The sequence below is a fragment of the Nonomuraea spiralis genome, assembly GCF_014648435.1.
GTDB classification, from domain to species: domain Bacteria; phylum Actinomycetota; class Actinomycetes; order Streptosporangiales; family Streptosporangiaceae; genus Nonomuraea; species Nonomuraea spiralis.
The window spans coordinates 1-24,790 of sequence record NZ_BMRC01000034.1 but is presented as its reverse complement, the minus strand read 5'-3'; the positions used below and the strand labels follow the sequence as shown (position 1 = coordinate 24,790).

Annotated in this window: 24 protein-coding genes; 21 read left to right on the top strand and 3 right to left on the bottom strand. The window is 74.9% G+C overall.

What is annotated here, in order from left to right:
* Nucleotides 1-21 precede the first annotated feature (21 nt).
* Complete coding sequence (locus IEZ27_RS45820; RefSeq protein ID WP_189652994.1) at nt 22-1,950, bottom strand: AfsR/SARP family transcriptional regulator; 1,929 nt, start codon at nt 1,948-1,950, stop codon at nt 22-24.
* Between the two features lie 78 nt (nt 1,951-2,028).
* Between IEZ27_RS45820 and IEZ27_RS45815 the strand changes: the two genes are divergently transcribed.
* From IEZ27_RS45815 to IEZ27_RS45730, 18 genes are all read left to right on the top strand, one after another.
* Nucleotides 2,029-2,901 (top strand): alpha/beta fold hydrolase, encoded by an 873-nt coding sequence (locus IEZ27_RS45815; protein ID WP_189652993.1) that lies wholly within the window; start codon nt 2,029-2,031, stop codon nt 2,899-2,901.
* Between the two features lie 152 nt (nt 2,902-3,053).
* On the top strand, nt 3,054-4,076 hold the full coding sequence (locus IEZ27_RS45810) for a Gfo/Idh/MocA family oxidoreductase (protein ID WP_229824943.1): 1,023 nt from the start codon (nt 3,054-3,056) through the stop codon (nt 4,074-4,076).
* The gene (locus tag IEZ27_RS45805) at nt 4,057-4,905 is read left to right on the top strand and encodes a sugar phosphate isomerase/epimerase family protein (protein WP_229824942.1); all 849 of its coding nucleotides are present in this window, start codon (nt 4,057-4,059) and stop codon (nt 4,903-4,905) included. The genes IEZ27_RS45810 and IEZ27_RS45805 overlap by 20 nt, the downstream gene beginning before the upstream one ends.
* Nucleotides 4,895-6,181 (top strand): M20/M25/M40 family metallo-hydrolase, encoded by a 1,287-nt coding sequence (locus tag IEZ27_RS45800; RefSeq protein WP_189652991.1) that lies wholly within the window; start codon nt 4,895-4,897, stop codon nt 6,179-6,181. The genes IEZ27_RS45805 and IEZ27_RS45800 overlap by 11 nt, the downstream gene beginning before the upstream one ends.
* On the top strand, nt 6,178-7,344 hold the full coding sequence (locus IEZ27_RS45795) for an Ldh family oxidoreductase (protein WP_189652990.1): 1,167 nt from the start codon (nt 6,178-6,180) through the stop codon (nt 7,342-7,344). The genes IEZ27_RS45800 and IEZ27_RS45795 overlap by 4 nt, the downstream gene beginning before the upstream one ends.
* A complete protein-coding gene (locus IEZ27_RS45790) occupies nt 7,341-8,261 on the top strand; it encodes a Gfo/Idh/MocA family protein (protein ID WP_125636576.1) in 921 nt (306 codons plus the stop codon). Before IEZ27_RS45795 ends, IEZ27_RS45790 begins: the two co-directional genes overlap by 4 nt.
* Complete coding sequence (locus IEZ27_RS45785; RefSeq protein WP_189652989.1) at nt 8,258-8,716, top strand: DUF6917 domain-containing protein; 459 nt, start codon at nt 8,258-8,260, stop codon at nt 8,714-8,716. Before IEZ27_RS45790 ends, IEZ27_RS45785 begins: the two co-directional genes overlap by 4 nt.
* A gap of 174 nt (nt 8,717-8,890) precedes the next feature.
* A complete protein-coding gene (locus IEZ27_RS45780) occupies nt 8,891-9,418 on the top strand; it encodes an EF-hand domain-containing protein (RefSeq protein ID WP_189652988.1) in 528 nt (175 codons plus the stop codon).
* Between the two features lie 166 nt (nt 9,419-9,584).
* Nucleotides 9,585-10,787: a DegT/DnrJ/EryC1/StrS family aminotransferase gene (locus tag IEZ27_RS45775; protein WP_229824941.1), complete on the top strand. Its 1,203-nt coding sequence runs from the start codon at nt 9,585-9,587 to the stop codon at nt 10,785-10,787.
* Nucleotides 10,784-11,923, top strand: coding sequence for a DegT/DnrJ/EryC1/StrS family aminotransferase (locus IEZ27_RS45770; RefSeq protein ID WP_189652986.1), 1,140 nt, complete (start codon nt 10,784-10,786; stop codon nt 11,921-11,923). Before IEZ27_RS45775 ends, IEZ27_RS45770 begins: the two co-directional genes overlap by 4 nt.
* Nucleotides 11,920-12,846, top strand: coding sequence for a UbiA family prenyltransferase (locus IEZ27_RS45765; protein ID WP_189652985.1), 927 nt, complete (start codon nt 11,920-11,922; stop codon nt 12,844-12,846). The genes IEZ27_RS45770 and IEZ27_RS45765 overlap by 4 nt, the downstream gene beginning before the upstream one ends.
* Nucleotides 12,843-14,120 (top strand): protoporphyrinogen/coproporphyrinogen oxidase, encoded by a 1,278-nt coding sequence (locus IEZ27_RS45760; RefSeq protein WP_189652984.1) that lies wholly within the window; start codon nt 12,843-12,845, stop codon nt 14,118-14,120. The genes IEZ27_RS45765 and IEZ27_RS45760 overlap by 4 nt, the downstream gene beginning before the upstream one ends.
* Before the next feature lie 10 nt (nt 14,121-14,130).
* Nucleotides 14,131-15,738, top strand: coding sequence for a class I adenylate-forming enzyme family protein (locus tag IEZ27_RS45755; RefSeq protein ID WP_229824940.1), 1,608 nt, complete (start codon nt 14,131-14,133; stop codon nt 15,736-15,738).
* On the top strand, nt 15,729-17,453 hold the full coding sequence (locus IEZ27_RS45750) for a CoA transferase (RefSeq protein WP_189652983.1): 1,725 nt from the start codon (nt 15,729-15,731) through the stop codon (nt 17,451-17,453). The genes IEZ27_RS45755 and IEZ27_RS45750 overlap by 10 nt, the downstream gene beginning before the upstream one ends.
* Nucleotides 17,454-19,115 carry a class I adenylate-forming enzyme family protein gene (locus IEZ27_RS45745; RefSeq protein ID WP_189652982.1) on the top strand — a complete coding sequence of 554 codons (1,662 nt, stop codon included), beginning with the start codon at nt 17,454-17,456 and terminating at the stop codon, nt 19,113-19,115.
* Nucleotides 19,112-19,909, top strand: a complete 798-nt coding sequence (locus IEZ27_RS45740) for a class I SAM-dependent methyltransferase (protein WP_189652981.1) — start codon at nt 19,112-19,114, stop codon at nt 19,907-19,909. Before IEZ27_RS45745 ends, IEZ27_RS45740 begins: the two co-directional genes overlap by 4 nt.
* Entirely contained in the window at nt 19,909-20,373 is a 465-nt protein-coding gene (locus tag IEZ27_RS45735) for a carboxymuconolactone decarboxylase family protein (RefSeq protein WP_189652980.1), read from the top strand. The genes IEZ27_RS45740 and IEZ27_RS45735 overlap by 1 nt, the downstream gene beginning before the upstream one ends.
* Before the next feature lie 274 nt (nt 20,374-20,647).
* Nucleotides 20,648-21,625 carry a WD40 repeat domain-containing protein gene (locus tag IEZ27_RS45730; protein ID WP_189652979.1) on the top strand — a complete coding sequence of 326 codons (978 nt, stop codon included), beginning with the start codon at nt 20,648-20,650 and terminating at the stop codon, nt 21,623-21,625.
* Between the two features lie 16 nt (nt 21,626-21,641).
* On the opposite strand, the gene IEZ27_RS45725 is transcribed toward IEZ27_RS45730, so the two are convergent.
* A complete protein-coding gene (locus tag IEZ27_RS45725; protein WP_229824939.1) occupies nt 21,642-22,295 on the bottom strand; it encodes an SDR family NAD(P)-dependent oxidoreductase in 654 nt (217 codons plus the stop codon).
* 77 nt (nt 22,296-22,372) lie between these two features.
* Here IEZ27_RS45725 and IEZ27_RS45720 point away from each other — a divergent pair, with 77 nt between their 5' ends.
* On the top strand, nt 22,373-22,756 hold the full coding sequence (locus IEZ27_RS45720; protein WP_189652977.1) for a MerR family transcriptional regulator: 384 nt from the start codon (nt 22,373-22,375) through the stop codon (nt 22,754-22,756).
* 4 nt (nt 22,757-22,760) lie between these two features.
* Nucleotides 22,761-23,216, top strand: a complete 456-nt coding sequence (locus IEZ27_RS45715) for a pyridoxamine 5'-phosphate oxidase family protein (protein WP_189652976.1) — start codon at nt 22,761-22,763, stop codon at nt 23,214-23,216.
* A 27-nt stretch (nt 23,217-23,243) separates the two neighbouring features.
* On the opposite strand, the gene IEZ27_RS45710 is transcribed toward IEZ27_RS45715, so the two are convergent.
* Nucleotides 23,244-24,035 carry a maleylpyruvate isomerase family mycothiol-dependent enzyme gene (locus IEZ27_RS45710; RefSeq protein WP_189652975.1) on the bottom strand — a complete coding sequence of 264 codons (792 nt, stop codon included), beginning with the start codon at nt 24,033-24,035 and terminating at the stop codon, nt 23,244-23,246.
* Nucleotides 24,036-24,141: 106 nt separating this feature from the next.
* Between IEZ27_RS45710 and IEZ27_RS45705 the strand changes: the two genes are divergently transcribed.
* The gene (locus IEZ27_RS45705; protein ID WP_125636592.1) at nt 24,142-24,690 is read left to right on the top strand and encodes a TetR/AcrR family transcriptional regulator; all 549 of its coding nucleotides are present in this window, start codon (nt 24,142-24,144) and stop codon (nt 24,688-24,690) included.
* Nucleotides 24,691-24,790: the final 100 nt, after the last annotated feature.

Sequence of the window (24,790 nt, the reverse complement as noted above, 5' to 3'; positions counted from 1 at the left end):
GTCAGGTCCCGGGCAGTCCGATCAGGTCCCGAGCTCGGCGAGGAAGCCCGCGACCGGGCCCAGCGTGATCAGTCCGCTGCCCGCCCCCGCCAGCTCCGCCGCCGCAGGTTCGAGCGCACGCCGGGCGCGGGCCGCCGTCACGCCGTCGCCGACCGCGACGGCGGCCCGCGCGGTCAGGCACCACATGGCCTCGAACAGCAGGTCGGGGGGCGGGTTCGGGATCCCGTGGAGCGCGTCGGCGGCCTCCGCCCCGCGTTCCTCGGCCAGCAGTACGAGCGGCCGGGCCCAAGGCTCGTACGGCCCCCAATCCGCCTCGACCGGCGCGAGCAGCCCGTGCCGCACCCGTACGGACAGCAGGGCGAGCGGCAGCAGCCCGCCCCGCAGACCGGGCATGCCGACGTCGTCCAGCCGGGCCGCGACCGTCCGGTACGCCGCCTCCTCCTCCGCCGCCGTGCCCCCGCCGCAGGCGGCCGCCCGCAACACTCGGTACCAGTCGGTGAACACGCTGACCAGCGGCAACTCGTTCCGTCCGGCCAGGCGGTCGGCGGCGGACGCGTGCCCGTCGGCGGCCTCGAAGTCGCCGAGCGCGCCGCGCGCCTGAAGGCGGATCAGGTGCCCGAGCACCTCGAAGGTGACCAGCCCGTGCCGGGACGACAACGCCACCAGCTCCGCCCCGATCCCGTCCCGGTACGCCGCCAGCCCCGCCCGTTCGAACGCCTGCATGAACACCCCGTTGAGCGCGAACGCCAGCAGCGCGGGGTCGTCGAGACGCCGGGCGATCCGCTCGGCCTCCGCCGCGGCCTCCCGCCCCCGGGACGACCGGGCGCCGCGCGACTCGACGGCGATCGTGGCCAGCAGCCGCGCCCGCGCCGCCTCGGGACCGTCGGGCGGAAGGGCGGCCAGGGTGCGTTCAGCGGCGGCGGCGAGCCGGGCCGCCTGCTCGGGGTCGTCCGACCTGGTCCAGATCGCCGGCACGTCGTAGGCGCCGATCACGCGGGCGGTCAGCTCCGGGTCGCCCAGCTCCTCGGCCGCCGCGACGGCCGCGATGCGGTGATCCCGGGCCGCCTCCAGGCCGCCGCCCCCGGTCACCGCGAGGTTGCGCAGCAGGCCGACCGTCGACTCCAGCCGCGCCCGCGCCCCGGCCCCCACCGTACGGTCGTACGCCTCGGCCGCCTGCGCCCACACCCGGGCCGTGGCGTCGGCGGGGGCGGCGAGCCCGCGGTCCTGGCGGAGGATGTCCGACTCCAGGCGGCGCAGCCGGGGCCCGGGGTCCACGCCGAGCTGCTCGACGAGGAGCGCCCGCGCCCGGCGCAGCACCGCGAGCGCGTCCCCCTGGCGGCCGGTCCGGTACAGGGCGAGGGCCAGCAGCCGCCAGGCGTCCTCGCGCCAGGGGTGCTCGGCGACGTGCGAGTCCAGGTCGGGCACGGTCTCCGCGGCCCGGCCCAGCGCCAGTCGCGCCTCGGCCCGCAGTTCGACGGCGTGCAGCCGCAGCTCGGTCAGGCGGGCACGTTCGGCCCGCGCCCAGCCCTCGTCGGCGAACTCGGCGTACGCGGGACCGCGCCACCAGCCGAGCGCCTCCTCCAGCCGGGCCGGTTCCGGCGGCCCGCCGGTGACGGCCTGCTCGAAACGCCAGGCGTCGACGGCGTCGGGGGCGGCGCGCAGGGCGTAGCCGGGGCCCTCGGTGACCAGCAGCCGCGCCGGGGCACGCGGCGGGCGGCCGGGCTCAAGGGCCCGGCGCAGGGCGGCCACGAACGTGCGCACCGCCCCCACCGCGTCGGGCGGCGGATCGTCCCACAGGTCCGCCACCAGGCGCGTCACCGGGACGACCCGGCGCCGGGCGACGATCAGGCGGGCCAGCACGGCACGGTGCCGCGGCCCCTTCAGCGGGATCGGCTCACCCTCGTCGTTCCAGGCCGCCACCGGCCCCAGTACCCCGAACACGTCCCCCATCCTTCCTGCTCACCGGATGCTCATCCGCCCCCGGCACGCTGGAAGGCGATTCGCACACCCACGTAAGGAGGGCACCTCATGACCATCCCCGGATTCGACCAGCACCGCGTCCCCGTCGCCGACGGCGTGACGCTCAACGCGGCCGTCGGGGGCTCGGGCAGCCCGATCGTCCTGCTGCACGGCTTCCCGCAGACCCACCTGATGTGGCGGCACGTCGCCGCCGACCTCGCGGCCGACCACACCGTGATCTGCCCCGACCTGCGCGGCTACGGCGCCAGCGACAAACCGGCCGAGACGAGCCCGTCCGTCTACTCCAAGCGGACCATGGCCGCCGACGTCGTGGCCCTGGCCGGGGCGCTGGGGCACGAGCGCTTCGCCCTGGCCGGGCACGACCGCGGCGCCCTGGTCGCCTTCCGCGCCGGGCTCGACCACCCGGCGGCGGTCACCCACCTGGCCTGCCTGGACGTGCTGCCGACCCTGGACATGTGGGACGCCATGCGCGGCACCACCGCCGCCGTCGGCTTCCACCTCTACCTCATGGCCCAGCCGCCCGGCCTGCCCGAGCAGCTGATCGGCGCGAGCGCGGACGCCTTCTTCGGCTACTTCCTCGACCTGTGGACCAACGACCCCGCCGCCATCCCGGCCGAGGTACGGGCCGCGTACCTGGACGCCTGCCGCGCCGCCGTGCCGTCGATCGTGGCCGACTGCCGCGCCTCGGCCGGGATCGACGTAGAGCACGACCGCGCCGACCTGGCGGCGGGCAACCGGCTGCGCATGCCGGTAACCGTGCTCCAGCAGGACTGGGGCGCCGCCCTGGGCTTCGACGCCGCCGCGCTATGGCGGGCCTGGGCCCCCGACCTGCGGCACGGAACGGTCACCTGCGGCCACTTCATGGCAGAGGAGGCGCCCGCCGAGATCGCCGGGGCGCTCCGCGACCTCATGTCCCGGTAGCGAGCCTGGTCGGGACGTGTTCTGTAACTTAAAGTAATTGACATGTCACGGTAAGTTATTCGACAATGAAGCGCCAATGAGGTCGTCCGTCCGGCGGGGAAATGTGCGGGCCGGAAAGCCGAGAACGCGACGGAGTAGAGGCGCTCGACAGCATGTTGCACGCATTCATCGTCGGGATGGGCAGGTCCGGCGCAGGGCTGCATCTGCCGTCCCTGGCCAAGGTGCGCGCCGCGGCCCCCGGGCTGCTGGCGCCCGACCCGGTCGTCGTCCTCGACCCGCTCCTGCCACCCGGCGGCGTACGCGGAGCCGTGACGGCCGGGTCGCCCGAGGAGGCCGCCACGCTCGCCCCGCCCGACCGGACCGTCGTGCACCTGTGCACCCCGCCGCACGTCCGGGCGGGCATGCTGGCCCGGCTGGCGCCGCTCGGCTACCGCAAGTTCATCGTGGAGAAGCCGCTCGCGCTCGACCTGGTCGGGCTGGCGGCCGTGGCCCGCGTACGCCGGCGCTGGGGCCTCGACCTCACCGTCGCCACCCACTGGCTCGACAGCACGCTGACCGGCCGCCTGCGCGCGGCGATGCACGCCGAGGAGTACGGCCCGCTGCGGCAGATCCGGGTCGTGCAGAACAAGCCCAGGTTCACCCGCAGCGCGGCCCGTCCCGACGCGGCCACGGCCTTCGACATCGAGGTGCCCCACGCGCTCGCCGTGGTGCTCAGCCTGGCCGGCGGCGCCCGGATCTCCGGCGCGTCCTGGGAGGACATGGTCACCGAACGCCTCCGGCTGCCCCGGCTCGGCCGCGCCAGGCTCCGGCTCGACCACTACTCCGGCGTGCACACGGAGATCGACTCCGACCTGACCTCGCCCGTACGGGAGCGGCGCATCACCCTCCACTTCGAGCGGGGCACGCTCACCGGCCACTACCCGTGCAGCGACGCCGACCACACCGCCCAGCTCCGGGTGGCGACGGCCGAGGGCGAGCGGCGTTCGGTGTTCGCCGACGACGCCCTGCCCGCCTTCCTGCTGGCCGCCTACCGGCGCTACGCCCGTGCCCGCTGCTCGCCCGGCGCGCTGCCCGTCCAGGTGGACGCCGTACGGCTGCTCACCGAGGCCAAGGACCTGTGCGCGGCGCACGAGCCCGGGCGGGAGGAGGCGCCGCGTGCAGACACCACCTCTTGAGCTGGCCGGAATAGGCGACGAGGCCGCCCCCGACCTCGACGGCCAGCTCGCGGCCGTGGGGGAGCTGGGCTGGAACCGGCTGGAGCTGCGCACGATCGACGGCGTGCCGGTCGCCCGCCTGGGCGAGAGGGCGTTCCTGCGCGCGGCCGCGCGGTTGCGGGCGGCCCGGGTCGAGGTCGTCGCGGTGGCCTCGAAGATCGGCGACTGGTCGCGCCCGGCGACCGGCGACTTCGCACTCGACCTCGCCGAGCTGGACGTGCTGGCGCGCCGCTGCCCGGCGCTCGGCACACGGCTGGTGCGGATCATGTCCTTCCCCTCCGGCGGCCTGGCCGAGCCCGAGTGGGGGCGGCGGGTCCGCGACCGGCTGCGCGAGCTGGCCCGCCGGGCCGAGGACGCGGGCCTGCTGCTGGTGCACGAGAACTGCGCCGGCTGGGCGGGCGACCGCGCCGACCGCATGCTCGACCTGGTGACCGGGATCGGCAGCCCGGCGCTGCGGCTGCTGTTCGACATCGGCAACGGCGTCGCCCACGGCTACCCGGCCGCCCCGATGTTGCGCGAGGTCGTCCCGTACGTCGCGCACGTCCACGTCAAGGACGCGGTCACCGGCCCCGGCGGCGAGATCGTCTACGTGCTGCCCGGCGAGGGCCGGGCGGGCGTCGCGGAGTGCCTGCGGCTGCTGGCCGCCCACGGATACGCCGGCGCCCTGTCCATCGAGCCGCACCTGCGGCTGCGCCCCCACCTCGGCGATCCCGGCCGCGGCGACCAGGCCGCGTTCGTCCGGTACGGGAGAGCGCTGGAACGGCTGGTGGGGCAGGTCGATGGACGTTGACGCCGTGCCTCTCGACGCGGCGGAGCGCGACCTGCTGCTGAGGCTGCTGCGGCTGCCCACGGCGGGCCCGCTGGAGACCGGCCCGGCCGGACCGCCGCCACGGTTGCGCGAGGCCCAGGAGGCGTACGCGCGGGCCGCCGCGCCGCTCGGCTTCCGCACCGTGCGGCACACCTCGGTACGCCCGGCCGAGCTTCACCGTCCCGACGTGCCCGCGCCCGTACGGGAAGCCCTCGACCTGCCCGGATTCCTCGACGGACAGCCGAGCCTGGTGCTGCGGCTGGGCCCCGGCCTGCCCGCCGCGCGCACGGTGATGTTCAACGTGCATCTCGACACCGTCGCGGGCGGCGGACCGGCGGGCTTCGACGGCGAGCGCTTCCACGGCCGCGGCGCGATCGACGCCAAGGGCCCGGCGGTCGCGCTGCTGGCCGGGCTGCGGGCGGCGCGCGCGTGCCGGCCGGCCATCGGGCGCGAGGTCGGCGTGCTGATCCAGGCCGTCGCGGGCGAGGAGGGCGGCGCGATGGGCGTGCTCGGCACCCGGCCGCTCGTCGAGCGCGGCTACGTCGGCCGGCTCAACGTCTTCTGCGAGCCCACCGGCGTACGGTTCCTGCCGCGCAGCACGGCCGCCGCGACCGCCCGGATCACGGTGGACGGCGAGCACGCCGTGGACGACCGCCCGGCGGCCGGCCACAACGCCACGGTGTTGCTCGGTTTCCTGGCCCAGCACCTGGCCAGGGCCCTCGACCCCGACACCGTGTGCGTGGCCGGCCTGCACACCGGCACCCGCCACAACCAGGTCTACGGCCGCGGCTCCCTCCTGCTCAACCTGCCCTACGCCACGCGGGACACCGGGCGCCGCCTGGAACGGGACCTGGCACGGGCGCTGGACGACGGGCTCACGGCGTTCGAGGCGGCCTTCGGTGACACGGCGTTGTTCGCCAGGACCGCCCGCGACGCCAGGTCCGTCACCCGGCTGGAGTGGCGCAAGCGCGGCCTGCCCGTGCTCGACGACCGCGACACGTGGGGGCACGCGCTCCTGCGCGACCGGGCCGGGATCCCGCCCTGGCCCACCGGCGAACCGGCGTTCACCTGCGACGCCATCTGGATGGCGGGCGTCGAGGGCGCCTGCACGGTCGTCCTGGGGCCGGGTGACCTGGCCGCCAACAACGCCCATGCCGAAGGGGAGTTCGCGCGGGCCGCCGAACTCGCCGGGTTCGCCGCCGCCGTGGCCCGGCTGATGATCGCCTTCACCGACGACAGGATTGGACGAGGAACATGAACTCCACTGCCTCACCCGCGACGGCGTCGCCGCCCGCGTACCCGCTGTTCCCGAAGTCCGAGCCGGCGCGGGCGGCCGTACGGGTGCGCCACGACGACCTGCTGGACTTCGTCGCCGCCGTGTTCACCACCCGCGGCCTGGCCCCCGAGCGTGCCCGCGAGGCCGCCGGCGCGCTGTGCTATGGCGACCTCGTCGGCATGACCTCGCACGGGCTGGTCAACCTGACCCGGCTCTACCTGCCGCTGTTCGACGAGGGGCGGGTCGATCCGCTGGCCGAGCCGCGCGTGCTCGCTGACCTCGGCGCGGCCGTGCTGCTCGACGCCAACCGCGCGCTCGGTCTGTGGGCCGCCGGTCTGGCCATGGAGATCGCCGCCGCCCGCGCCGCGACGTACGGCGTGGGCCTGGTCTCCGTACGCGGGGGCACCCACCTCGGCTGCGCCGGCCACCACGCGCTGCGGGCGGTCGGGCACGGCATGGTCGGCGTCGTCGCGAGCAACTGCGGCCGCCAGCGCATCGCCAGACCGCCGGGCGGCGCGGTGGCGATGCTCGGCACCAACCCGATCAGCGTCGCTGCCCCCGCGGGCGAGCACCCGCCGTTCGTGCTGGACATGAGCACCACCGCCGCGCCCACCGGCAGGGTCAGGCAGGCCGCCCGGCAGGGCGCCGAGTTGCCCCAAGGGGTGCTGGCCGGCGACGACGGCGCTCCCGTGACCGACGCCGCGGCCTTCGACGAGGGGCGGGCGCACCTGCTCTGGCTCGGCGGCGCGGCCGGGCAGTACAAGGGCTTCGGGCTGGGGCTGGCGGTCGAGGTGCTGGCCGCGCTGGTGCCGGGCGCGGGGCTCGGCGCCCACCCCGACGCGTACGACGGCGACGGCGGCCCGAACGGGCGCGACGACGACATCGGCTTCTTCGCCCTGGCCCTCGCGCCCGGCGCGCTGCGCGAGGGCGTGGACGGCGACGCGGCCACGCTGTTCGGCGCGCTGCTCGGCTGCCCGCCCACCGACCCCGCCCTGCCGGTGCGCTATCCCGGCTGGCACGAGCATCGCCGGGCCGAGAAGCGCCGGCGCGCGGGCGTCCCCCTCGGCGCCGACCTGTACGCCGAGCTGACCTCCCTCGCCGCGGCCACCGGACTCGACGCCCCCGCCCCGGTGGTGGAGCGGTGAGCGCCCGGCTGCGCGTCGCGGTCATCGGCCTCGGCGTGATCTCGCGTTTCTACCTGGCGGCCCTGCACAGCTCGCCCGGGTTGCGGCTGGCCGCGGTCTGCGACACCGACCCGCGCGCCCTGGAGGGGCACCGCGTCCCCGGCTACCACGACCACCTGCGGCTGCTCGACGAGGAACGGCCCGACGCCGTCGTGGTCACCGTCCCCAACGACCTGCACGCCCGCGTCTGCGCCGACGCCCTGGAACGGCGGATCCCGGTCTGCGTGGAAAAGCCGCTCGCCCTCGACGTCGCCCAGGGCAGGCGGCTCGCGGAACTGGCCGGGAACCTCGGTGTGCCGCTGTTCACCGCCTTCCACCGGCGCTACAACTCCGCCGTCGGGCGGCTGCGCGCCGCGTGCGCGGGCGCCCGCGTCGAAGAGCTGACCGTACGTTACCTGGAACGCATCGAGGAGCACGCGGGCGGCGACTCCTGGTACCTCGACGCCCGGCGCTGCGGCGGCGGCTGCGTCGCCGACAACGGGCCCAACGCGTTCGACCTGGTCGAGATGTTGCTCGGCCCGGCGGACGTCGTCTCCGCGCACGTCGACCGGGACGCCACGGGGGCCGACCGGCAGGCGGACATCGAGCTGCGCGCCGGCGCGGTCCGCGCGCGGATCCTGCTCGACTGGTCCTACCCGGGCGAACGCAAGGACCTGGAGGTGCGCCTGACGGGCGGCCGCACCCTGTACGCCGACATGCTGGCCGGCCACGCCGGCTTCAAGAACTCCCTGTGGCACGAGTACGAAGGGGTGCTGGCCGCGTACGAACGATGCGTGCGCTACGGCACCCCCGACGGTGAGGGCGGCCTGCCCGCCCTGCGTTTCGTCGAGGACGTCTACCGCCTGGAGAAGACCGGCGCCGGACAGGGGGCCGCGTGAACCCCGACGAGGACGGCCCCAAGACCGCGGTCACCGGGACGCTGCTGAAGGTGCTGGTGCACCGCAGGGAGGACCGCGGCATGCGGCTGGAACCGCACGCCAGCCGGTGCGTACGCGCGGGCGAGGTGCACGAGCTGGTGGCCACCGACCACACCGAGATCGACGCGGGCGCCCGGATCGACCGGGTCGCCTTCCTGGGCTTCGCCGAGATCGTCGCGGCCGGCGTGCTCGACCGCGGCGACGAGGTGTGGATCGGCGGGCGGCGGGTCGGGGTGCTGCTCGGCTTCGACGGCTGCCACCTGCCCAACCACTACAACGTGCTGATCCACGCCGACCCCGCCGCCACCGGACGGGAGCTGGGGCTGATGCCGGGCGAGCCGCTGGTGTTCAGCCAGAGCCTCCCCGAGGGACCCGAGGAGGGCGGGGCCCAGGTCTTCCGCTGGCCCCTCCTGTGAAGGAGTTTCGATTACCTACCGTGACCTCTGGTTTACCAATAGTCACACAGGGTAACCTGTTGATTGCGCACAGTAGTGGGAGCTCTTGCCTTCGAGCCCCGCTTGAGAGGTCGCGTCCATCCCCCCGGTGATCCCGATGACGGTGGGCGGGCGCGTGTCATGAAAGGAACGACAATGGCTGCGGGCACCAAGACGACCAGCCGGCTGGAAGAGCGCTTCCGGCTCTGGGACAACGACGGCTCCGGGGCGATCGAGCGCTCCGACTTCGAGCACGAGGCCGACGGCATCATCGAGGGCCTGGGCGTGCAGGGCACACCCAAGGCGCAGGATCTCAAGCAGGCGTACCTGGCCATGTTCGACCACCTGGCGGGGGCCGCGGGCGCGTCGAGACTGAACCAGGAGCAGTTCGTCCGCGCCGCCGAGCGGGAGATCATCAGCAGGGGCGACGCCGGGTTCGGCCAGGTCGTACGGCCGACCATCCAGGCAATCGTCAACGTACTCGACCGCGACGGCGACGGTGAGGTCGACGCCTCCGAGATGGCGAAGTGGTTCGCCGCCATCGGGCTCGACAGCGGCGTCGCCGACGAGGCGTTCCGCCAGATGGACACCGACGGCACCGGCAGACTATCCGTCTCCGAGCTGGTCGACGCGGTCCGCGACTACCACCTCGGCAAGAACGACATTCCACTGCTCGGCCGGTGATCTAGGCAGAGCAGGCCGAAGGGCCGCCCAGAGCCGCGATCTCCGGGGCGGCTCTGCCGAGAGGGCCGTCCGGGGCATGTTCCCCGGGCGGCTCCGCCCGAAAGGGGCCGTCCGGGGCCGCATCCCCGGGCGGCCCCGCCCCCACCACCGCACCAGGACGGGAACCTTGGAGAAAACCCTCTTTCCTCCCGGGGGATCGCCAGCCGGCGCCGCCGCTCCCATCCCCTTCTTCTCCCAGGCCGCGACGTTCGACGAGCTGTGGAAGGAGATCCGCGCGGGCTGCGTGGACGTGCTCGACCGCGGCAAGTTCTCCCACGGCGCGAAGGTCGCCGAGCTGGAACGCCGGCTAGCCCTGTGGACCGGCGCGACGCACGTCGTCGGCGTCAACTCCGGGACCGACGCGCTGGTGCTGCTGCTGCGCGCGGCCGGTCTGCGTCCCGGCGACGAGGTCGTGGTGCCCGCCTACAGCTTCATCGCCACCGCCAGCTCCGTCGTGCTGGCCGGCGGCGTGCCGGTCTTCGCCGACATCGAGGAACGCGGTCACGGCATCGACCCGGCCTCCGTCGACTCCGTGGCGGGGGAGCGTACGAGGATGGTCATGCCGGCCCACCTGTTCGACCGGCTGGCCGACCTGCGGGGCGTGTGCGAGGTCGCCCGGCGGCGTGGCCTGACCGTGCTGGAGGACAGCGCCGAGGCCATCGGCATGCGCCTGGACGGCACACACGCCGGGCTCGTCGGCGCGGGCGGCGTGTTGTCGTTCTTCCCCTCCAAGACCCTCGGCGCGATCGGCGACGCCGGGGCGCTGCTCACCGACGACGACGACATCGCCGAGACCGCGCGGGCGCTGCGCCACCACGGTCGCGCCGGGCGCACCCTCGACCACTTCCCCGGCATCGCCAACCCCACGGTCCTGTCCGGCTGCAACAGCAAGATGGACGACCTCCAGGCCGCCGTCCTGCTGGCCAAGCTGGCCGGGCTCGACGCCGGCATCGCCCGCCGCTCCGAGCTGGCCACCCGCTACGACGCGCGGCTGCGCGAGGTGCCCGGCGTGCTGGCCGTGCCGGGCGCGGTGCCGCCGCACCCGGGCGGCAACCGGGTCTGCTACGTCTACCTCGTCGAGGTCGAGTCCCGCGACGCCCTGGCGGCCCACCTGGCCGCGAGGGGCATCGGCACCGAGATCTACTACCCCGTCCCGCTGCACCTGCAGCCGTGCTTCTCCCATCTGGGCCACGCGCGGGGCGACTTCCCGAGGGCCGAGGCGGCCTGCGCGCGGGCGCTGGCCCTGCCGCTCTACCCCGACCTGTCCGACGCCGACGCCGACCGGGTGTGCGACGAGGTCGCCGGCTTCTACCGGGGGCGGCCGGGATGACCCGCGTGCCCTTCTTCGCCGCCGACCTGTTTGGGCACGACCGGGCGGCGCTGCTGAAGACCGTCTACGCCGTCGGCACCTGCGACGACCAGAAGTTCATCCTCGGCGAGCACACCGCGCGCTTCGAGCACGAGCTGCGGCGGCGGCTCGGCGCGGCCGACGTCGTGGCCTGTTCCAGCGGCACGTCGGCGCTCACCCTCGTGCTCGCCGCCATGGGCGTGGGCCCCGGCGACGAGGTCGTCGTGCCCGCCTTCGGCTGCGCCCCGCTGGCCGCCACCGTCGTCGGCGCCGGGGCGCGGCCGGTCTTCGCCGACATCGACCCGGTCACGATGACCGCCGATCCGGCCGCCGCCGAGTCGCTGGTCACCGTGCGTACCAAGGCGGTGATGCCGGCTCACATGTTCTCCCTGATGGCCGACATGCCGCGCTTTCGCGAGCTGGCCGACCGGTTAGGGCTGTGGCTGGTCGAGGACTCCGCGCTCGCCCAGGGCGGCACTCTCGGTGGGCGGCCCGCCGGGCGCTGGGGGGACGCGGGCGTCTACTCGTTCGTGCAGGTCAAGACGTTCGGGATGCCGGGGGAGGGCGGGGTGGTGATCACCGACGACCCGGCGCTCGCGGCGCACGTACGCATGCTGCGCAACCACGGCCAGGACGGCACACAGCGCTTCCACCACCACCGCGTCGGCTACAACAGCCGCTTCGACGAGGTGATGGCGGCCTTCCAGCTCCACCGGCTCGCCGGGCTGGACGACCGCCTGTCGCGCCGGGCCGAGATCGCCTCCTACTTCTCCCGCCGTTTCGCGCCCCTGACAGAACGCGGGATCGTGGCACCGCCCGTAGGGGGGGACGGGCGGTTCCACTACGTCTACACCGTGCTCACCGAGCAGCGTGACGCGCTGGCGGCACACCTGGCCGCCCACGACATCGCCACCCACGTCTACTACCCGCGCCCGCTGCCCGCCCAGCCCGCCTTCGCCCGGTACGCACCCCCCGGCGCGACCTGGCCGGTGGCCGAGTCGGCCGCCCGGCGCACCCTGTCGCTGCCGCTCTACCCGCAGCTCGCCGACGTCGAGGTCGAACGGATCGCCGACACGGTCTGCGCGTTCGCCCACAGCTCCCCGCAGGAGGACCCATGACCGACCAGGTGGTCAGCCGCGGCCTCGGGCCCTACGCACGGCTCGCCAAGCTCGACATCTACGACTACTACCTGGGCCTGCCGCTGGTGTGGTCGCTGCTGACGCCGGCCGCGCGGTGGCAGCCGTACCCGGTCGGGATGCTCCTCGCGGTGCTCATCGCCGAGGCGGCCGTGGTGGCGGCGATGGTCGGGTTCGACGACATCACCGGTCACCGCGACGGCAGCGACGCGGCCAACTACTCCTCCGACGCCGCCCGGCGCAGACTCGCCCGTAAACCGCTGGTCGCCGGCACGCTCACCGAGCCGCAGGCGCTGCGTTTCGCCTGGGCGGCGACCGTGGCCAGCGTGGTTCTCTGGGCCGCGGTCGTGGCCGCCGCGCCGTACACGCCCGTGTGGGTGGTCGTGTCGGCGGCGGCGTGCGTGGTCGCGGCCGTGCAGTACTCGTGGGGGCTCAAGCTCAGCTATCGGGGGTTTCAGGAGCTGTTCCTCGTCGGGCTCGGCGTGGGGTGGGTGCTGGTGCCGTACGGGCTGCTGACGGGGCAGGCGAGCGGGTTCGTGGCGGTGCAGGCGGTGTTGTTCGGGCTCGGGCCGATGATCTTCGGGCTCTACTCCAACACCAACGACGCCCTGGGGGACCGGAAGGCCGGGCGGTTCACCGTGGCGGCGCGGACGTCCCCGCGGGTCAACGCCGCCTTCGTCACCGCGGTGAGCGCGGCTGAGAGCCTGCTCGTCCTGGGGGCCGTGGCCGCCGGGGTCGCGCCCTGGTGGTTCCTCGGCGTGCTCGTGCCGCTCGTCGCGCTGCGCGTGGCCCAGCTCGTGATCGGTTTCGTACGCGGTGACGTCCTGAGGGCCCGGCGCGTGGCGATCCGCACCCATCGTGTCACCGTCACCGTGCTGATCCTGTCGAACCTGGTCCTCGCATGAACGTGGACGTCGCGGTGGTGGGGGCCGGACCGGCGGGCCTCGCGACCGCGTACGCGCTGGACCGGGCCGGGCTCACGGTGCGCGTCCTGGAGTCGGACGAGGCCGTGGGCGGGCGCATGCGCACCCTGCGGGCGCGGGGCTGCCTGATCGACACCGGCGCCGAGATGTTGCCGTCCGCGGCCGGCTACCCGGCCACCTGGCGGCTCATCAGGGCGCTCGGCCTGGACGCCGACGCCGTCCCGAGAGTGCGTGACGCCCTCGGCGTCTGGCGCGACGGACGGGTCCACCCGCATGTCGGCCGCCCGCTCGGGCTGCTCACCGGCGCGGGCCTGCCGCCGCGCGCCCGGCTCGACCTGGTACGCCTGCGGCTCCGCCTGGCCCGCCGCCGCCCCGGCCCCGCCACCACCGTCGCCGACCTGGTCGGCAAGTACCATCCCGACCTGCGCGAGTTTCTCGTCGAGCCGCTGGTCGCCGGGTTCTTCGGCTGGGACCCGCGCCGCTCGGCCGCGGCCGTGTTCGCCGAGCACCTGACGACCGCCGGGAGCACGAACACCTGGCACACCTACCGCGACGGCATGGACTCCCTGGCCCGTGCCCTCGCCGTCGGGCTCGACGTGGTCACCGGGCACGAGGTGACCGGGGTGGTCACGTGCCCGGGAGGGGTGCGGCTGGAGTCGCCACGGGGGAGCGTGACCGCGCGGGCGGCGGTCCTGGCCGTTCCCGCGCCCGTGGCGGCCCGGCTGCACCCCGGCGCCCCGCCGGACGAGCGCGCGTACCTGGAGGCGTGCACGTACGCGCCCATGTTGCGGCTCAGCCTGGTGCTCAACCGGCCGGCGGCGGCAGGTTGGCGCGGTTTCGCCACGCTCGTCCCGGCGACCGAGGATCCCGTGCTCAACGTGATCACCGCCGACCACCGTAAGCATCCCGGCCGCGCTCCCGCCGGACGCGGGCTGATCTCGCTCGTCACCTCGCCGTACGGCACCGCCACGCTCATGGGCGAGCGCGACGAGAAGGTGGCCGACCAGCTCGTCGGACGGGCCGAGCGGTTCGTCCCCGGGCTGGCCTCCCGGGTCGCCCGCTTCCACGTGCACCGGTTCCCGTACGGGCTGCCGGAGGCGACGCCGCGCGCCCTGGCGTTGCGGGCCGCGTTCGAGGGCCGGCCGGGCTCGGCGGTCGAGTACGCCGGCGACTGGGTCGCGCTGCGGCCGTGCAGCGAAGGCGCGGTCGCCGCCGCGGAGCGGACGGCGGCACGGGTGCTCGCCCGCCTCACCTAGACCCACCCGCATGGAGAGAGAGCTGATGGCCTTCTTCAACCGACCCATCGACCTGGGCACCCTGTTCGACGACCTCGCCGAGCGCGACCGCAGCACCGGCGTGCACATGAGCCGCCCCCTGGACATCGCCCCCCATCTTGGAACCGATCTCGAAATTTCGGACTTGGCGGATCTGGTCGGGGAGGCCGCCGGCTGGCTGGCCGCCGCCGGGGTGCGCCGCGGCGACCGGGTCGCCATCGTCAAGCGCAACCACTGGGACTACGTGCTGCTGTCCTGCGCCGCCGCGCGCATCGGGGCGGTGCCCGCCTCGCTGTCCGCGCACCTGGCGCCCGACGTGCTGGAGATCCTGCTCAAACGGCTGGAGCCGGCGCTCCTCGTCACCGACAAGGCCCTCGCCGCCGTCGCCGACCTGGCCTGGCAGGCCCCGCGTACGCTGGTCATCGACGGCACGGCCGACGGCCTGCTGTCCCTGGACGACGTACGCGGCTGGGCCGCGCCGCCGGTGCACCGGCCCGCCCCGGACGACCCGCTGGCCGTCGTGCACACCTCGGGGACGACCGGCGTGCCCAAGCTCGTCGTGCACTCCACCCGTACGCTGCTGCGCCGCCTGGCCGGGTTCGAGGCACACCGGTGGCCGCTGCTGGGCAGCCGTCCGGACGACGTCGTGGGCAGCGCCATCTCCTTCGCGCACGGGCGGGCCCTGGCCTGGACCGCGAGCGTGTTGTGGCTGGGCCCCGCCAAGCTGCTCGCGGTCTCGGCCCCAGGCTGGGACGAGGCCGGCCCGTTCCTGGCCCGCCACCGGCCCACGACTTTGGAAGCGCTGCCCGCCACGTACGTGCGATGGCAGCGCCGGGCGCTCGGCGAGGGCAACCCGTTCGAGCGGGTACGCCTGTTCATCAGCACGTTCGACGCCATGCACCCGCCCACCGTTCGTACGTTCCTGGGCGCCACCCGGCATCGGCGGCCGGTGTGGATGCAGGGCTGGGGGCAGAGCGAGACCGGGCCGCTGACCTTCCGCCTGCTCACCCGCAAGGCCATGGCCGACGGCGACGAACGGCATCCCACGACCCGCGACCTCGGGCGTCCGGTGCCCACGCGCACCCGGTTGCGGGTGGTCGACCGCGAGACGTTGCGTCCGGTGCGCCGGGGGGCGAGCGGGCTGGTGGTGTGCCGTACCAAGGCGTTGTGCCTGGGGTACGTCGGGGAGCAGGAACGGTGGCTCGGCAAGCGGCTCGGGCAGTGGTGGCACACCGGGGACGTGGGCGCGCTGAGCCGTACCGGGCGGGTGCGGTTCGTGGACCGGGAGACCGACACGATCCCCGGCGCGAGCTGCGTCGAACTGGAGGACGTGATCGACGACCGGCTGCCCGGGGTGCTGGAGTGCGTGATCCTCGGCGTGCCCGGGCGGCCCTCGGTGCCGGTCGTGGTCACCGAGGACGGCGGGCTGGACCAGGACGCCTGGCGGCGGGCCGTGGCCGACCTGCCCGAGCTGGCCGATCCCGTCGTGCTGACCTGGGAGCAGGTGCCCCGCACCGGCACGGGCAAGGTCCGCAGGACGGCGCTGCGCGAACTCCTGGGCGAGGTCCCGGACACGTACGGGACCGGGCGATGGACGTGACGGCGGGGTCGTGGGTCGCCGCCGAGAGCGTGGGCGCGCGTGCGATCGTCGATCGGCCGCTGGCGGGGGTGGTCGTGCGGACGCGCGGGGGCTCGCTCGCGTTGCGGGTGGCCGTCGAGCGGCTGCGCGCGCTGGGGTGCGAGGTCGGGGCCGACGGCACGCCGCCGCCCGCCGGGGCGCCCGCCGGGTGGCTGGGGGTCGTGGCGGCGCCGTTCGGCGGGCCGGGGGAGGCGCTGCCGGAGTGCGGGATCTCCTGGTCGGGGCCGGTGGGCCTGCCGATGGCGAACGAGCGTGACGTACAGGCGGCCTGCGGGATCGCCCACGTGCACGGGCGGGCGTCCGGCGGGCCGCGCGCGCTGCGGCTGGACTACGCGTCGGTGTGCGCGGGGGTGCTCACCGCCCAGGCGCTCACGGCGGCGCTGCTCGCGCTGCTGCGCGGCGGGACCGCCCTGGCCGTGCGTACGTCGGTCGCGCAGGCGGCGCTGCTCGCGCTCACCCAGTACCTCGCCGTCGCCACCGGCGAACGCTCCGACCCGCCCTTCCCCCGCGCCGCGCGCGAGGGGCACGGGAGGCCGCCGTTCCGGTCCGCGGACGGGGTGTGGTTCGAGGTCGAGACGTTCGAGGCGGAACGCTGGCTGAGGTTCTGGGCCGTTCTGGGGGCCGGGCCGAGGGCCGTGGCGGTCGGCTGGCCGGCGTTCCAGCAGCGGTTCGCGACCGCGACCTGCGTGTTGCCGTCCGAGCTGGTGGACGTGGCCGCCGCCGTGCGGTTCCCGGACGTGGTGGCCGCCGGTGCGGAGTGCGGGGTGAGCGTTCTTCCCGTACGGGCCGCCGACGCGCCGCTCGTGCCCGCTCCCGCCTCCCCGTGGCGGTTGCGCGGGCTGAGCGGCGTCGCCGGGCCGGCCCTGCCGCCGCTCGCCCGGGACGTCCGCCGCCCGCTGGCCGGGCTGCTCGTCGTGGAGTCCACCAACCGGGTTCAGGGGCCGCTCGCCGGGCACGTACTCGGGCTGCTCGGCGCCGACGTCGTACGGCTGGAGCCGCCCGGCGGGGATCCGCTGCGCGGGGTGCCGCCCATGGCGGGGCCGACCTCGGCCCGCTTCCTCGCGCTCAACCGGGGCAAACGCGCCCTCGAAGCGGACCTCAAGTCCGGGGCGGGACGGCGGGCCGCGCTGCGCCTGGTCGCCGATGCGCACGTGTTCCTGCACAACTGGCCGCCCGGCCGGGCCGGCGCGTACGGGCTGGACCACGACGACCTCGCGCCCGTCCGGCCGTCCCTGGTGTACGCGCAGGCCGGGGGATGGGCGGAGGCGCTGCCCCCGCCGCAGCCGATGGGCACCGACTACCTGGTGCAGGCGTACAGCGGGGTGGCGGCGCTGCTGGCAGGGCCGGGCGAGGTGGCGGCGCCGTCGCTGATGACGCTGACCGATGTGCTGGGCGCGCTCATCAGCGCCGAGGCCGTCGTCGCCGCCCTGGTGGCCCGCGCCCGTACCGGCACCGGCGTACGCGCCGAGACGGCGCTCATCGACGCGGCCCGCCTCCTGCGCGCGACGGCCGCCCCGGCCGCCACCGGCCCGCTGAATGCCGTGACCGTCACGGATCTGGCGGTCATGGCCCACGATCCCGCCTTCGCCGACGTGCTCGACCACACTCCCCACGCCGTCTACAGCCGTGCCCCCTGGACGTTCGCCCCAGCAGCTCACCCCGAGGAGGCCCCTTAGATGCGTACAGACCCCCTGCCCTGGACGTCCGCCAACGGGATCGTCCTGGCCGACCGCGTGCCCAGAAGCCTGCGCGCGGAGTGGACCGCGCGCGGCCTGTGCCCCGATCTGGACCTGTACAGCCTGTTCAGCGAGCACGTCCGGCGGACGCCGGAGCGGGAGGCGGTCGCCGACGAGACCGGCTCGCTCGACTTCGCCGCGCTGGACGCCCGCGTACGCCGGGCCGCCGCCGCCCTGACCGCCGCCGGGCGCGGGCCGGCCGACATCGTCGCCGTCCTGCTGCCCAACGGGCGCGACGCGGTCGTGGCCGAGCTGGCGGTCGCCGCCGTCGGCGCGGTGGCCCTGCCCATCCCGCACACGCGGGGGCGGCGTGACGTCACCGGGCTGCTGAACCGGTCCAGGGCGGCCGCGTTGATCACCGTTCCCGAGCTGGCCATGGGGCTGCGGGCAGGGCTGCCGTACGTGGAGGAGACGTGGACGTTCGGCGCCCCCACGCCGGGCACGCGCTCGCTCGACGAGGTGGACGATCAGGACGTACGCGGGTGGCGGCCCGCGTGCCCGCCCGCCGAGTGGCCGGCCCGGATCCTGCTGTCGTCCGGCACCGAGTCCGAGCCGAAGATGGTCGCCTACTCCCACAACGCCATGGCCGGCGGCCGGGGCGCCTACCTGCGGGCCGTACTGGGTGAGGACGGGCCCACGCGCAACCTGCTGCTGGTCTCCCTGGCCTCCTCGTACGGCTCCTGCGGGACCTCCGTCCTGCTGGCCCGCCACGGCGGCACCCTCGTCCTGCGCTCGCGCTTCGACGCCGCCGACGCCCTGCGCGCCGTGGAACGCCACCGCCCCACCCACCTGTACGGCGTACCGACGATGTTGCGCCGCATGGCCGACGCGGAGACCGAGGCCGACCTGTCGTCGTTGCGCCGGGTCGTCACCAGCGCCCAGCCCCTGCAGGGCGAGGCCAGGCAGGCGTGCGCCCGCCGCTTCGGCGTGCCGCTCGTCAACGTGTACGGCTCCACCGACGGCGTCAACTGCCACACCGGCCGCACCCCCGGCCAGTGGGCCCCCGGGCTGGCCGGAACCCCCGATCCCGCCGTGGCCGAGATCACCGTCAGGGACGCCGACGGGCACGCGCTGCCGCCCGGCGAGGCGGGCGAGATCTGGGCGCTGGGCCCGATGACCCCGCTGTGCTACGTCGCCGCCCCCGACCTGGACGACCGCTACCGCGCCCCCGGCGGCTGGGTGCGCACCGGGGACCTGGGCCGCCTCGACCCCGACGGCACGCTCTGGGTCCTCGACCGGATCAAGCGCGTGGTGATCCGCGGCGGGCTCAGCATCTCTCCGGCCGAGGTCGAACGCGAGCTCAGCACCCATCCCGACGTCGCCGACGCCTTCTGCGTCCCGGTCCCGGACGACGACATGGGGGAGCGGATGTGCGCCTGCGTGTCCACGAGAGCGGGCGTCAGTCCGCCGTCCCCCGCCGAGCTGATCGTGTACCTGCGCGAGGAACGCGGCCTGGACCGGCGCAAACTCCCCGAACGCTTCCTCTGGCTGCCCGAACTCCCGCTCGGCCCGACCGGCAAGGTCTGCGCGGCCACCCTGGCCCGCATGGCCGCCCGGTCGGCGGTGCCCGTCCCGCGTACGCCGATGAGGAGCAGCCGATGAGCCGGACCGCGTACGTGTTCGGCGACCGCCGTGACCATGTGGCGGAGCAACACCGCTGCCTGGAGCTGGCCTACGACCCGATGACCCTCGAACGCCTGGCCGAAGCCGGTGTCGGCCCCGGCATGCGGTGCCTGGAGGTGGGCGCGGGCGGCGGCAGCGTGGCGGAGTGGCTGGCCCGGCGGGTCGGGGCGGCCGGGAGTGTGCTGGCCACCGACATCGAGCCCGCCTTCGAGCCCGTCGCACCCGGGCTGGAGGTGATCCGGCACGACCTCGTCCGCGACCCGCTGCCGGAGGCCGCTTTCGACGTGGTCCACGCGCGGCTGGTGTTGCTGCTCCTGCCGGAGCGGCTGGCCGTGCTCGACCGGCTCGTCCGCGCGCTCAGGCCGGGCGGGGTGTTGCAGCTCGACGAGTTCGACATCACGTACGGACCCGGGTTGCTGATGCCCGACCCCGGCGCGGCCGAGCTGTACGAGACGTTCATGCGGGCGAAGATCCGGGTGATGACGCGCGCCGGCGTCGACGTGGCCTGGGGACGGAACGCGGCGGCGGCGATGCGGCGGGCCGGGCTGACCGACGTCGACCCACGGCCCAGGGTCGAGCTGTGGGACGCGTGCTCGCCCGGTGCGCGGCTGGTCGCCCACCACACGCGGCAACTGCGTGACCGGTTCGCCGAGGAGGGCATGACCGACCGGCAGCTCGCCGACGTACGGGCGCTGATGGCCCACCCGGGTTTCCGCGCCGCCTCGTGCGTGGTCTACTCCGTGCAGGGCCGCCGTCCGCTGGAGGTGGCGTGATGCGCATCGATCTCCATGGCGCCGCGCCCGGCGTGCACTCCGCGATGGCCCGGTTCGACGCCGCCGCGAGCCGGGAGCTGGATCCCGGGCTCGCCGAGCTGGTCCGCGTACGTGCCTCGCAGCTCAACGGCTGCGCGCTCTGCCTCGGCCTGCACACCAGGGCCGCCCTGGAGGCGGGTGAGGACGAGGCCCGCCTGCGCACGCTCGCCCTCTGGCGGGACAGCCCGCTGTTCACCGGGCCCGAACGCGCGGCGCTGGCGCTGACCGAGTCGATGACCAGGATCGAGGAGGCGGGGGTGCCGGAGGAGGTGTTCGCCGCGGCCGGCGAGCACTTCGACGAGACCCGGCTGGCCCACCTGCTGTGGACGATCGCCGCCATCAACGCCTGGAACCGCGTCGCGATCGCCGCCGCCCCGCCCGCAGCCCCGCCCGCCGCCCCGCCCTCAGCCCCGCCCGCAGGGTAGGGGCCGCCGTGGCGTGATCGGGGCGTGTCTCCCGTACGGAGGGGGCGTTGTGGCACGATCGGGGCATGCGTTCCCGTACGGAGGCGGTCTTAGCGGGGCTGGTCGTGCTCGTGCTGGCCGGGGGTGTGCCGATCCGGCGGCCGAGCGGGTGTCACTGGTGAACGACCCGGGCGTGCCCCCTTCGTCCAGCCTGGCGCCGGGCACGCCCCGCGTGGCCACGGGGTCGCCGACGCCGGTCCCGTCGCGGCCAGCCCCGAGCGCGACGGCGCCGCTCATGCCGGTGGTGGTTCCGGTCACGTCGCTGGCCGAGCCCATGGCGACGGGCGCACCCCTGCCGGCGTCCGGTTCCCCGCGCTTCTTCGTCACCGTGGGGGCGCCGTACGTCGCCCCCGGCCCCTTCCCGCCCGGGCAGAGCCCCTCCGCGAGCGGGGCGCCCGCGCAGTTGCCGCCCGTCGTGAACGACGCCGCGACCGGTGCGTTCGTGGCGCCCGTGCCGAGGCCGAAGGGAGGGCCCTCCGGCTGGGAGTTCGTCGCCGCCGCGCCGGACAACCGTACGTTCGCCCTGGCCGGCGGGACCCTGGGGAAGTCCTTCCGGTTCTTCCTCGTCCGGCTGGAGGAGAACGGGCAGCCGGGTGAGCCGCGGCTCGTGCCCGAGGCCGAGCCCGAGCCCGAGCAGGTGGTGGCGCTGGCGCTGAGCCACGACGGCACCAGGCTCGCCTACGCCTGCGACCTCGGCGAGGGCGGGACCAAGGTGACCGTCCTCGACGTCGCCACCGGCCGCCGCCGCGACTGGACCACCTTCGGCAAACTCATGGACGTGGCCTGGGCGCCGGACGGGCGGAGCCTGGCCACGGTGGGGATCGGCTGGGGGATCGGCCTGCTCGACCTGGCGGCCGGAGGGTCCGACCTGCGGAAGGCGTCGCGGCTGCTCAGGTCGTCCACGGAGGTGCCGCTGCCGCGGTCGATCGCCTTCACACCCGACGGCCGCGCGCTGCTCTACACGGCTGGTCACGACGTGAACCGGCTGTCCGTCGACGGCGGGGAGCCGGAGCGGGTGGCGCGGACCGCGGTGCCGGCGGGCGCGCGGGCGGACCTGCGCCTCAGCGTGGACGGGAGCGGTCGCCACCTCCTCTACACGCACGACTGGCGTGCCTACCGGGTCGATCTCGCCGACGGCTCCGCCACGTCGGCGCCGATCGACATCGGCAGCACGCAACCACGGGACGGCCGGTCGGCGGTCGTCGCCTGGTGAGTGTGCGGGTGGCCGGTCAGGTGCCGAGGTGCCGGGCCTCGTGCTCCCAGCGGTCGCGCGGCTGGGTGTGCAGGCGCCAGTAGTGCTCGGCGATGTCGTCCGGGTCGAAGGCGGTGCCGGGGGCGACCGCGCCGGCGACGGTCACGCTGGCCACGTGCACGCCGTCCGCGCCGTACTCCTGGTCGAGCAGGGTCACCAGGGTCCGTACGCCGGCCTTGCCCAGGGACAGGCTCACGTAGCTCGGCTTCGGGTGCGGCATGCCGCCGGTGACGATGAACGTGCCGCGGCCGCGCCGGGCCATCCCCGGTGCCACGTGGGCGGCGGCGGTGAGCGCCCCGACGACGTTGACCGCGTACGCGTCGAGCTGGGCCCGCGCGGGCAGCTCGCCGGGCCGGTCGGCCTGGATGATCGCGGCGTTGTAGACCACGGCGTCCGGCGGGCCCAGCTCGGCCGCCGTCTTGTCGAGCGCGGCGCGCAGCGCGTCCTCGTCCGTGCTGTCGGCGAGCGCGGTGGCGACCGGCACTCCGTACGTGGACAGGGCGGTCACGGCGGCGTCCACGCTCGTCGTGCTCCGCGCGATCAGGCCGACCGGCAGCCCCTCGGCGGCGAACCGGCGCGCCACCGCCTGCCCGATCCCCGGGCCCACTCCGATGATCACTACACCCGACACCGTCATCTCCCATCTGTATTGGCGACAATGGACACGTTAAAGGGTCACATCCATGTGAAGGTCAACCGGAGGCTTCCATGCGAATCGGCGATCTCGCCCGGCAGACGGGAGTGAGCCGCAGGCTGCTGCGTTACTACGAGGACCAGGGCTTGCTCAGACCGCTGCGCCTGCCGAACGGCTACCGCGAGTACGCCGAGACGGACGTCTCGGAGGTGCGCCACATCCGCGCCCTGCTCGAAGCCGGTCTGCCCACGTCGGTCATCACCCGGGTGTTGCACTGCGTGCACGACGACGGCGAGGTCGTGGTGCCCTCGTCGTGCCCCGAGATGATGGACAACCTGAGCCGCGAACGCACCCGTATCAACCTGGAGATCAGCCGTCTCGCGGCCTCGCGGCAGGCGCTGGACTCGATGCTCGCCATCGCCCGCGAGCCCGCCGATGGGCGGCGTTCGCCCAGGTGAGACGATGGGTGGCATGGAGGCGGGGGCCATCCGGGTGATGGATCGCGAGGAGTGCCTGACGCTGCTGTCCATGGTGCCCGTGGGCCGGGTGGCGTGGGCGCGGCCGGACGGCACGCTCGTCGTCCTGCCGGTGAACTTCACGCTCGACGCCGACACCGTCGTGTTCCGGATCCCGCCGGGGCCGATCCTGGAGGCGATCGAGGGTGGCGTGCCGATGGCGTTCGAGGTCGACGACATGGAGCCGGCCATGCGTACGGGCTGGAGCGTGCTGCTGACCGGCGTCGGCGAGGTCGTACGCGATCCGGCGGAGGCCGGGCGGCTGGAACGGCTGACCGGCGCGCCCTGGCCGGAGCTGGAAGACCCGGTTCTCGTCCGGCTGTCCCTGCATCGCATGGCGGGCCGCCGCCTGCCGCTGCACCCGGGTGGGGTGGTGGTCGAGCGCCTCCACAGGGAGCCCTGAGAGCCGCTTCCCGCCGCGCCGGAGCGGTCAGACCGGCGGTACGAGCGTGAAGTAGCGGTCGAGCAGGGCCCGGTCGCCGCGTACGTCGAGCCGGTCGGCGGGCACTCGCCGCCACAGGTGAAGCAGCAGGTCGGAGGCCGTGCCGGCGAGCTCGACGTGAGCCTCGGAAGCTCCGCCGAGGCGGACGGTGTCGCCGTCGAAGTGGACCGCCCATGCTCCTGGCCCGTCCGTCCGGCGGAACAGGTAGCGCTCGCCGGTGCCGGGCGGGGCCTGCGTCCAGGATCGGCGGGCGGGGGCCATCACCTCGAAGACCTGGGTGACGGCGTCGGCGGCGAACGCGGCCTCGATCGGACCTGCGGTGCCGAGCGCGTTCTCGGCGTCCCAGCGGTGCACGGCCGCCTCGATGGCCTGCATACGCTGCCAGAACCCCACGGTCTGCTCCTTCGACCAGGTCCAGGCGGGGGCGTCCGGGTCGCCGGCGGAGAACGTGGCCGCCAGCCGGGCCGCGCCCTCGGCGAACCAGTCGAGCACGGCCGCGGGCACCGGCCCGGTGTTGGGGGCGTGGTCGGGATGCGGCCAGTCGCTGATGTCCGCCGGCAGGCCGAGGACGGCGAGGTCGGTGGGGTCGGGCAGCCCGGGGAGGCGGTCCCTGATGACCGCGTCGACGTGCCGGTGCACCGCGCCCAGGTGGATGATCAGGTCGGCGACCGACCAGCCGGGACAGGACGGCACGAGGGGCGTGCCGCCCGGCGCGATCGCCCGCCGCGCGGCGGCCTCGAACGCCCGGACCTCCCGGTGGAACTGGGCGACGTGATCCATGGCCTCACTCCGATCGTCCGGGGGTTGGGGGTCCGGGGTTCGATGAGGTTTATGCGTCTGTCGGGTCGCATCGAAACTGTACCGGTTGGCCGGTATAGTTTCGGGCATGCCACGACCCAGTTCCAAGGACCGGCTGCTCGACGCCGCCGCCGACGTGCTGCTCACGGAAGGGGCGGAGTCGCTGACGCTGGAGGCGGTCGCCCGGCGCGCGGGCATCTCCAAGGGCGGCCTGTTCTACCACTTCCCGACCAAGCAGGCCCTGGTCGGCGCCATGGTCGCGCGGCTGACCGACGCCTTCGACCAGGCGCTGGCGACGGCGGGCGGGCGGCCGGGCGACTTCCTGCGCGCGTACGTACGGGCCACGATCCCCGAGCGGCACGCCGCCTCCGCACCCGCCGACCGGGTCACCGCCGCGCTCCTGGCCGGCGTGCTGGTCGATCCGGCCGGGCTGGAGCCGCTGCGCGCGCGGTTCGCGGCCTGGCAGGCCCGGCTGGCCGACGACGGCATCGACCCGGCGGCGGCGACCGCCGTACGGCTGGCCGTGGACGGCTGGTGGGCCGCGCGCCTGCTCGGCCTCAGCGAACCCGGCCCCGACCTACACGAACCCACCCGCCGCTACCTGATGGAGGCCATCGACCGTGCTGCGCGCGACTAGGCCGTGTTTCGAAAGATCACGTGTGAGGCGTGTCGGTGATCGTTGAACGAAGAGGTCTCCGGTAGTTGGTTCAACGACCAAGAAGAACGAAACACCGGAG

Excerpts from the sequence above, each read along its gene's own strand:
- IEZ27_RS45820 (WP_189652994.1), bottom strand. The coding sequence starts at position 1,950 with ATGGGGGACGTGTTCGGGGTACTGGGGCCGGTGGCGGCCTGGAACGAC.
- IEZ27_RS45815 (WP_189652993.1), top strand. The coding sequence starts at position 2,029 with ATGACCATCCCCGGATTCGACCAGCACCGCGTCCCCGTCGCCGACGGC.
- IEZ27_RS45810 (WP_229824943.1), top strand. The coding sequence starts at position 3,054 with ATGTTGCACGCATTCATCGTCGGGATGGGCAGGTCCGGCGCAGGGCTG.
- IEZ27_RS45800 (WP_189652991.1), top strand. The coding sequence starts at position 4,895 with ATGGACGTTGACGCCGTGCCTCTCGACGCGGCGGAGCGCGACCTGCTG.
- IEZ27_RS45795 (WP_189652990.1), top strand. The coding sequence starts at position 6,178 with ATGAACTCCACTGCCTCACCCGCGACGGCGTCGCCGCCCGCGTACCCG.
- IEZ27_RS45780 (WP_189652988.1), top strand. The coding sequence starts at position 8,891 with ATGGCTGCGGGCACCAAGACGACCAGCCGGCTGGAAGAGCGCTTCCGG.
- IEZ27_RS45770 (WP_189652986.1), top strand. The coding sequence starts at position 10,784 with ATGACCCGCGTGCCCTTCTTCGCCGCCGACCTGTTTGGGCACGACCGG.
- IEZ27_RS45765 (WP_189652985.1), top strand. The coding sequence starts at position 11,920 with ATGACCGACCAGGTGGTCAGCCGCGGCCTCGGGCCCTACGCACGGCTC.
- IEZ27_RS45760 (WP_189652984.1), top strand. The coding sequence starts at position 12,843 with ATGAACGTGGACGTCGCGGTGGTGGGGGCCGGACCGGCGGGCCTCGCG.
- IEZ27_RS45755 (WP_229824940.1), top strand. The coding sequence starts at position 14,131 with ATGGAGAGAGAGCTGATGGCCTTCTTCAACCGACCCATCGACCTGGGC.
- IEZ27_RS45750 (WP_189652983.1), top strand. The coding sequence starts at position 15,729 with ATGGACGTGACGGCGGGGTCGTGGGTCGCCGCCGAGAGCGTGGGCGCG.
- IEZ27_RS45745 (WP_189652982.1), top strand. The coding sequence starts at position 17,454 with ATGCGTACAGACCCCCTGCCCTGGACGTCCGCCAACGGGATCGTCCTG.
- IEZ27_RS45740 (WP_189652981.1), top strand. The coding sequence starts at position 19,112 with ATGAGCCGGACCGCGTACGTGTTCGGCGACCGCCGTGACCATGTGGCG.
- IEZ27_RS45735 (WP_189652980.1), top strand. The coding sequence starts at position 19,909 with ATGCGCATCGATCTCCATGGCGCCGCGCCCGGCGTGCACTCCGCGATG.
- IEZ27_RS45730 (WP_189652979.1), top strand. The coding sequence starts at position 20,648 with ATGCCGGTGGTGGTTCCGGTCACGTCGCTGGCCGAGCCCATGGCGACG.
- IEZ27_RS45720 (WP_189652977.1), top strand. The coding sequence starts at position 22,373 with ATGCGAATCGGCGATCTCGCCCGGCAGACGGGAGTGAGCCGCAGGCTG.
- IEZ27_RS45715 (WP_189652976.1), top strand. The coding sequence starts at position 22,761 with ATGGGTGGCATGGAGGCGGGGGCCATCCGGGTGATGGATCGCGAGGAG.
- IEZ27_RS45710 (WP_189652975.1), bottom strand. The coding sequence starts at position 24,035 with ATGGATCACGTCGCCCAGTTCCACCGGGAGGTCCGGGCGTTCGAGGCC.
- IEZ27_RS45705 (WP_125636592.1), top strand. The coding sequence starts at position 24,142 with ATGCCACGACCCAGTTCCAAGGACCGGCTGCTCGACGCCGCCGCCGAC.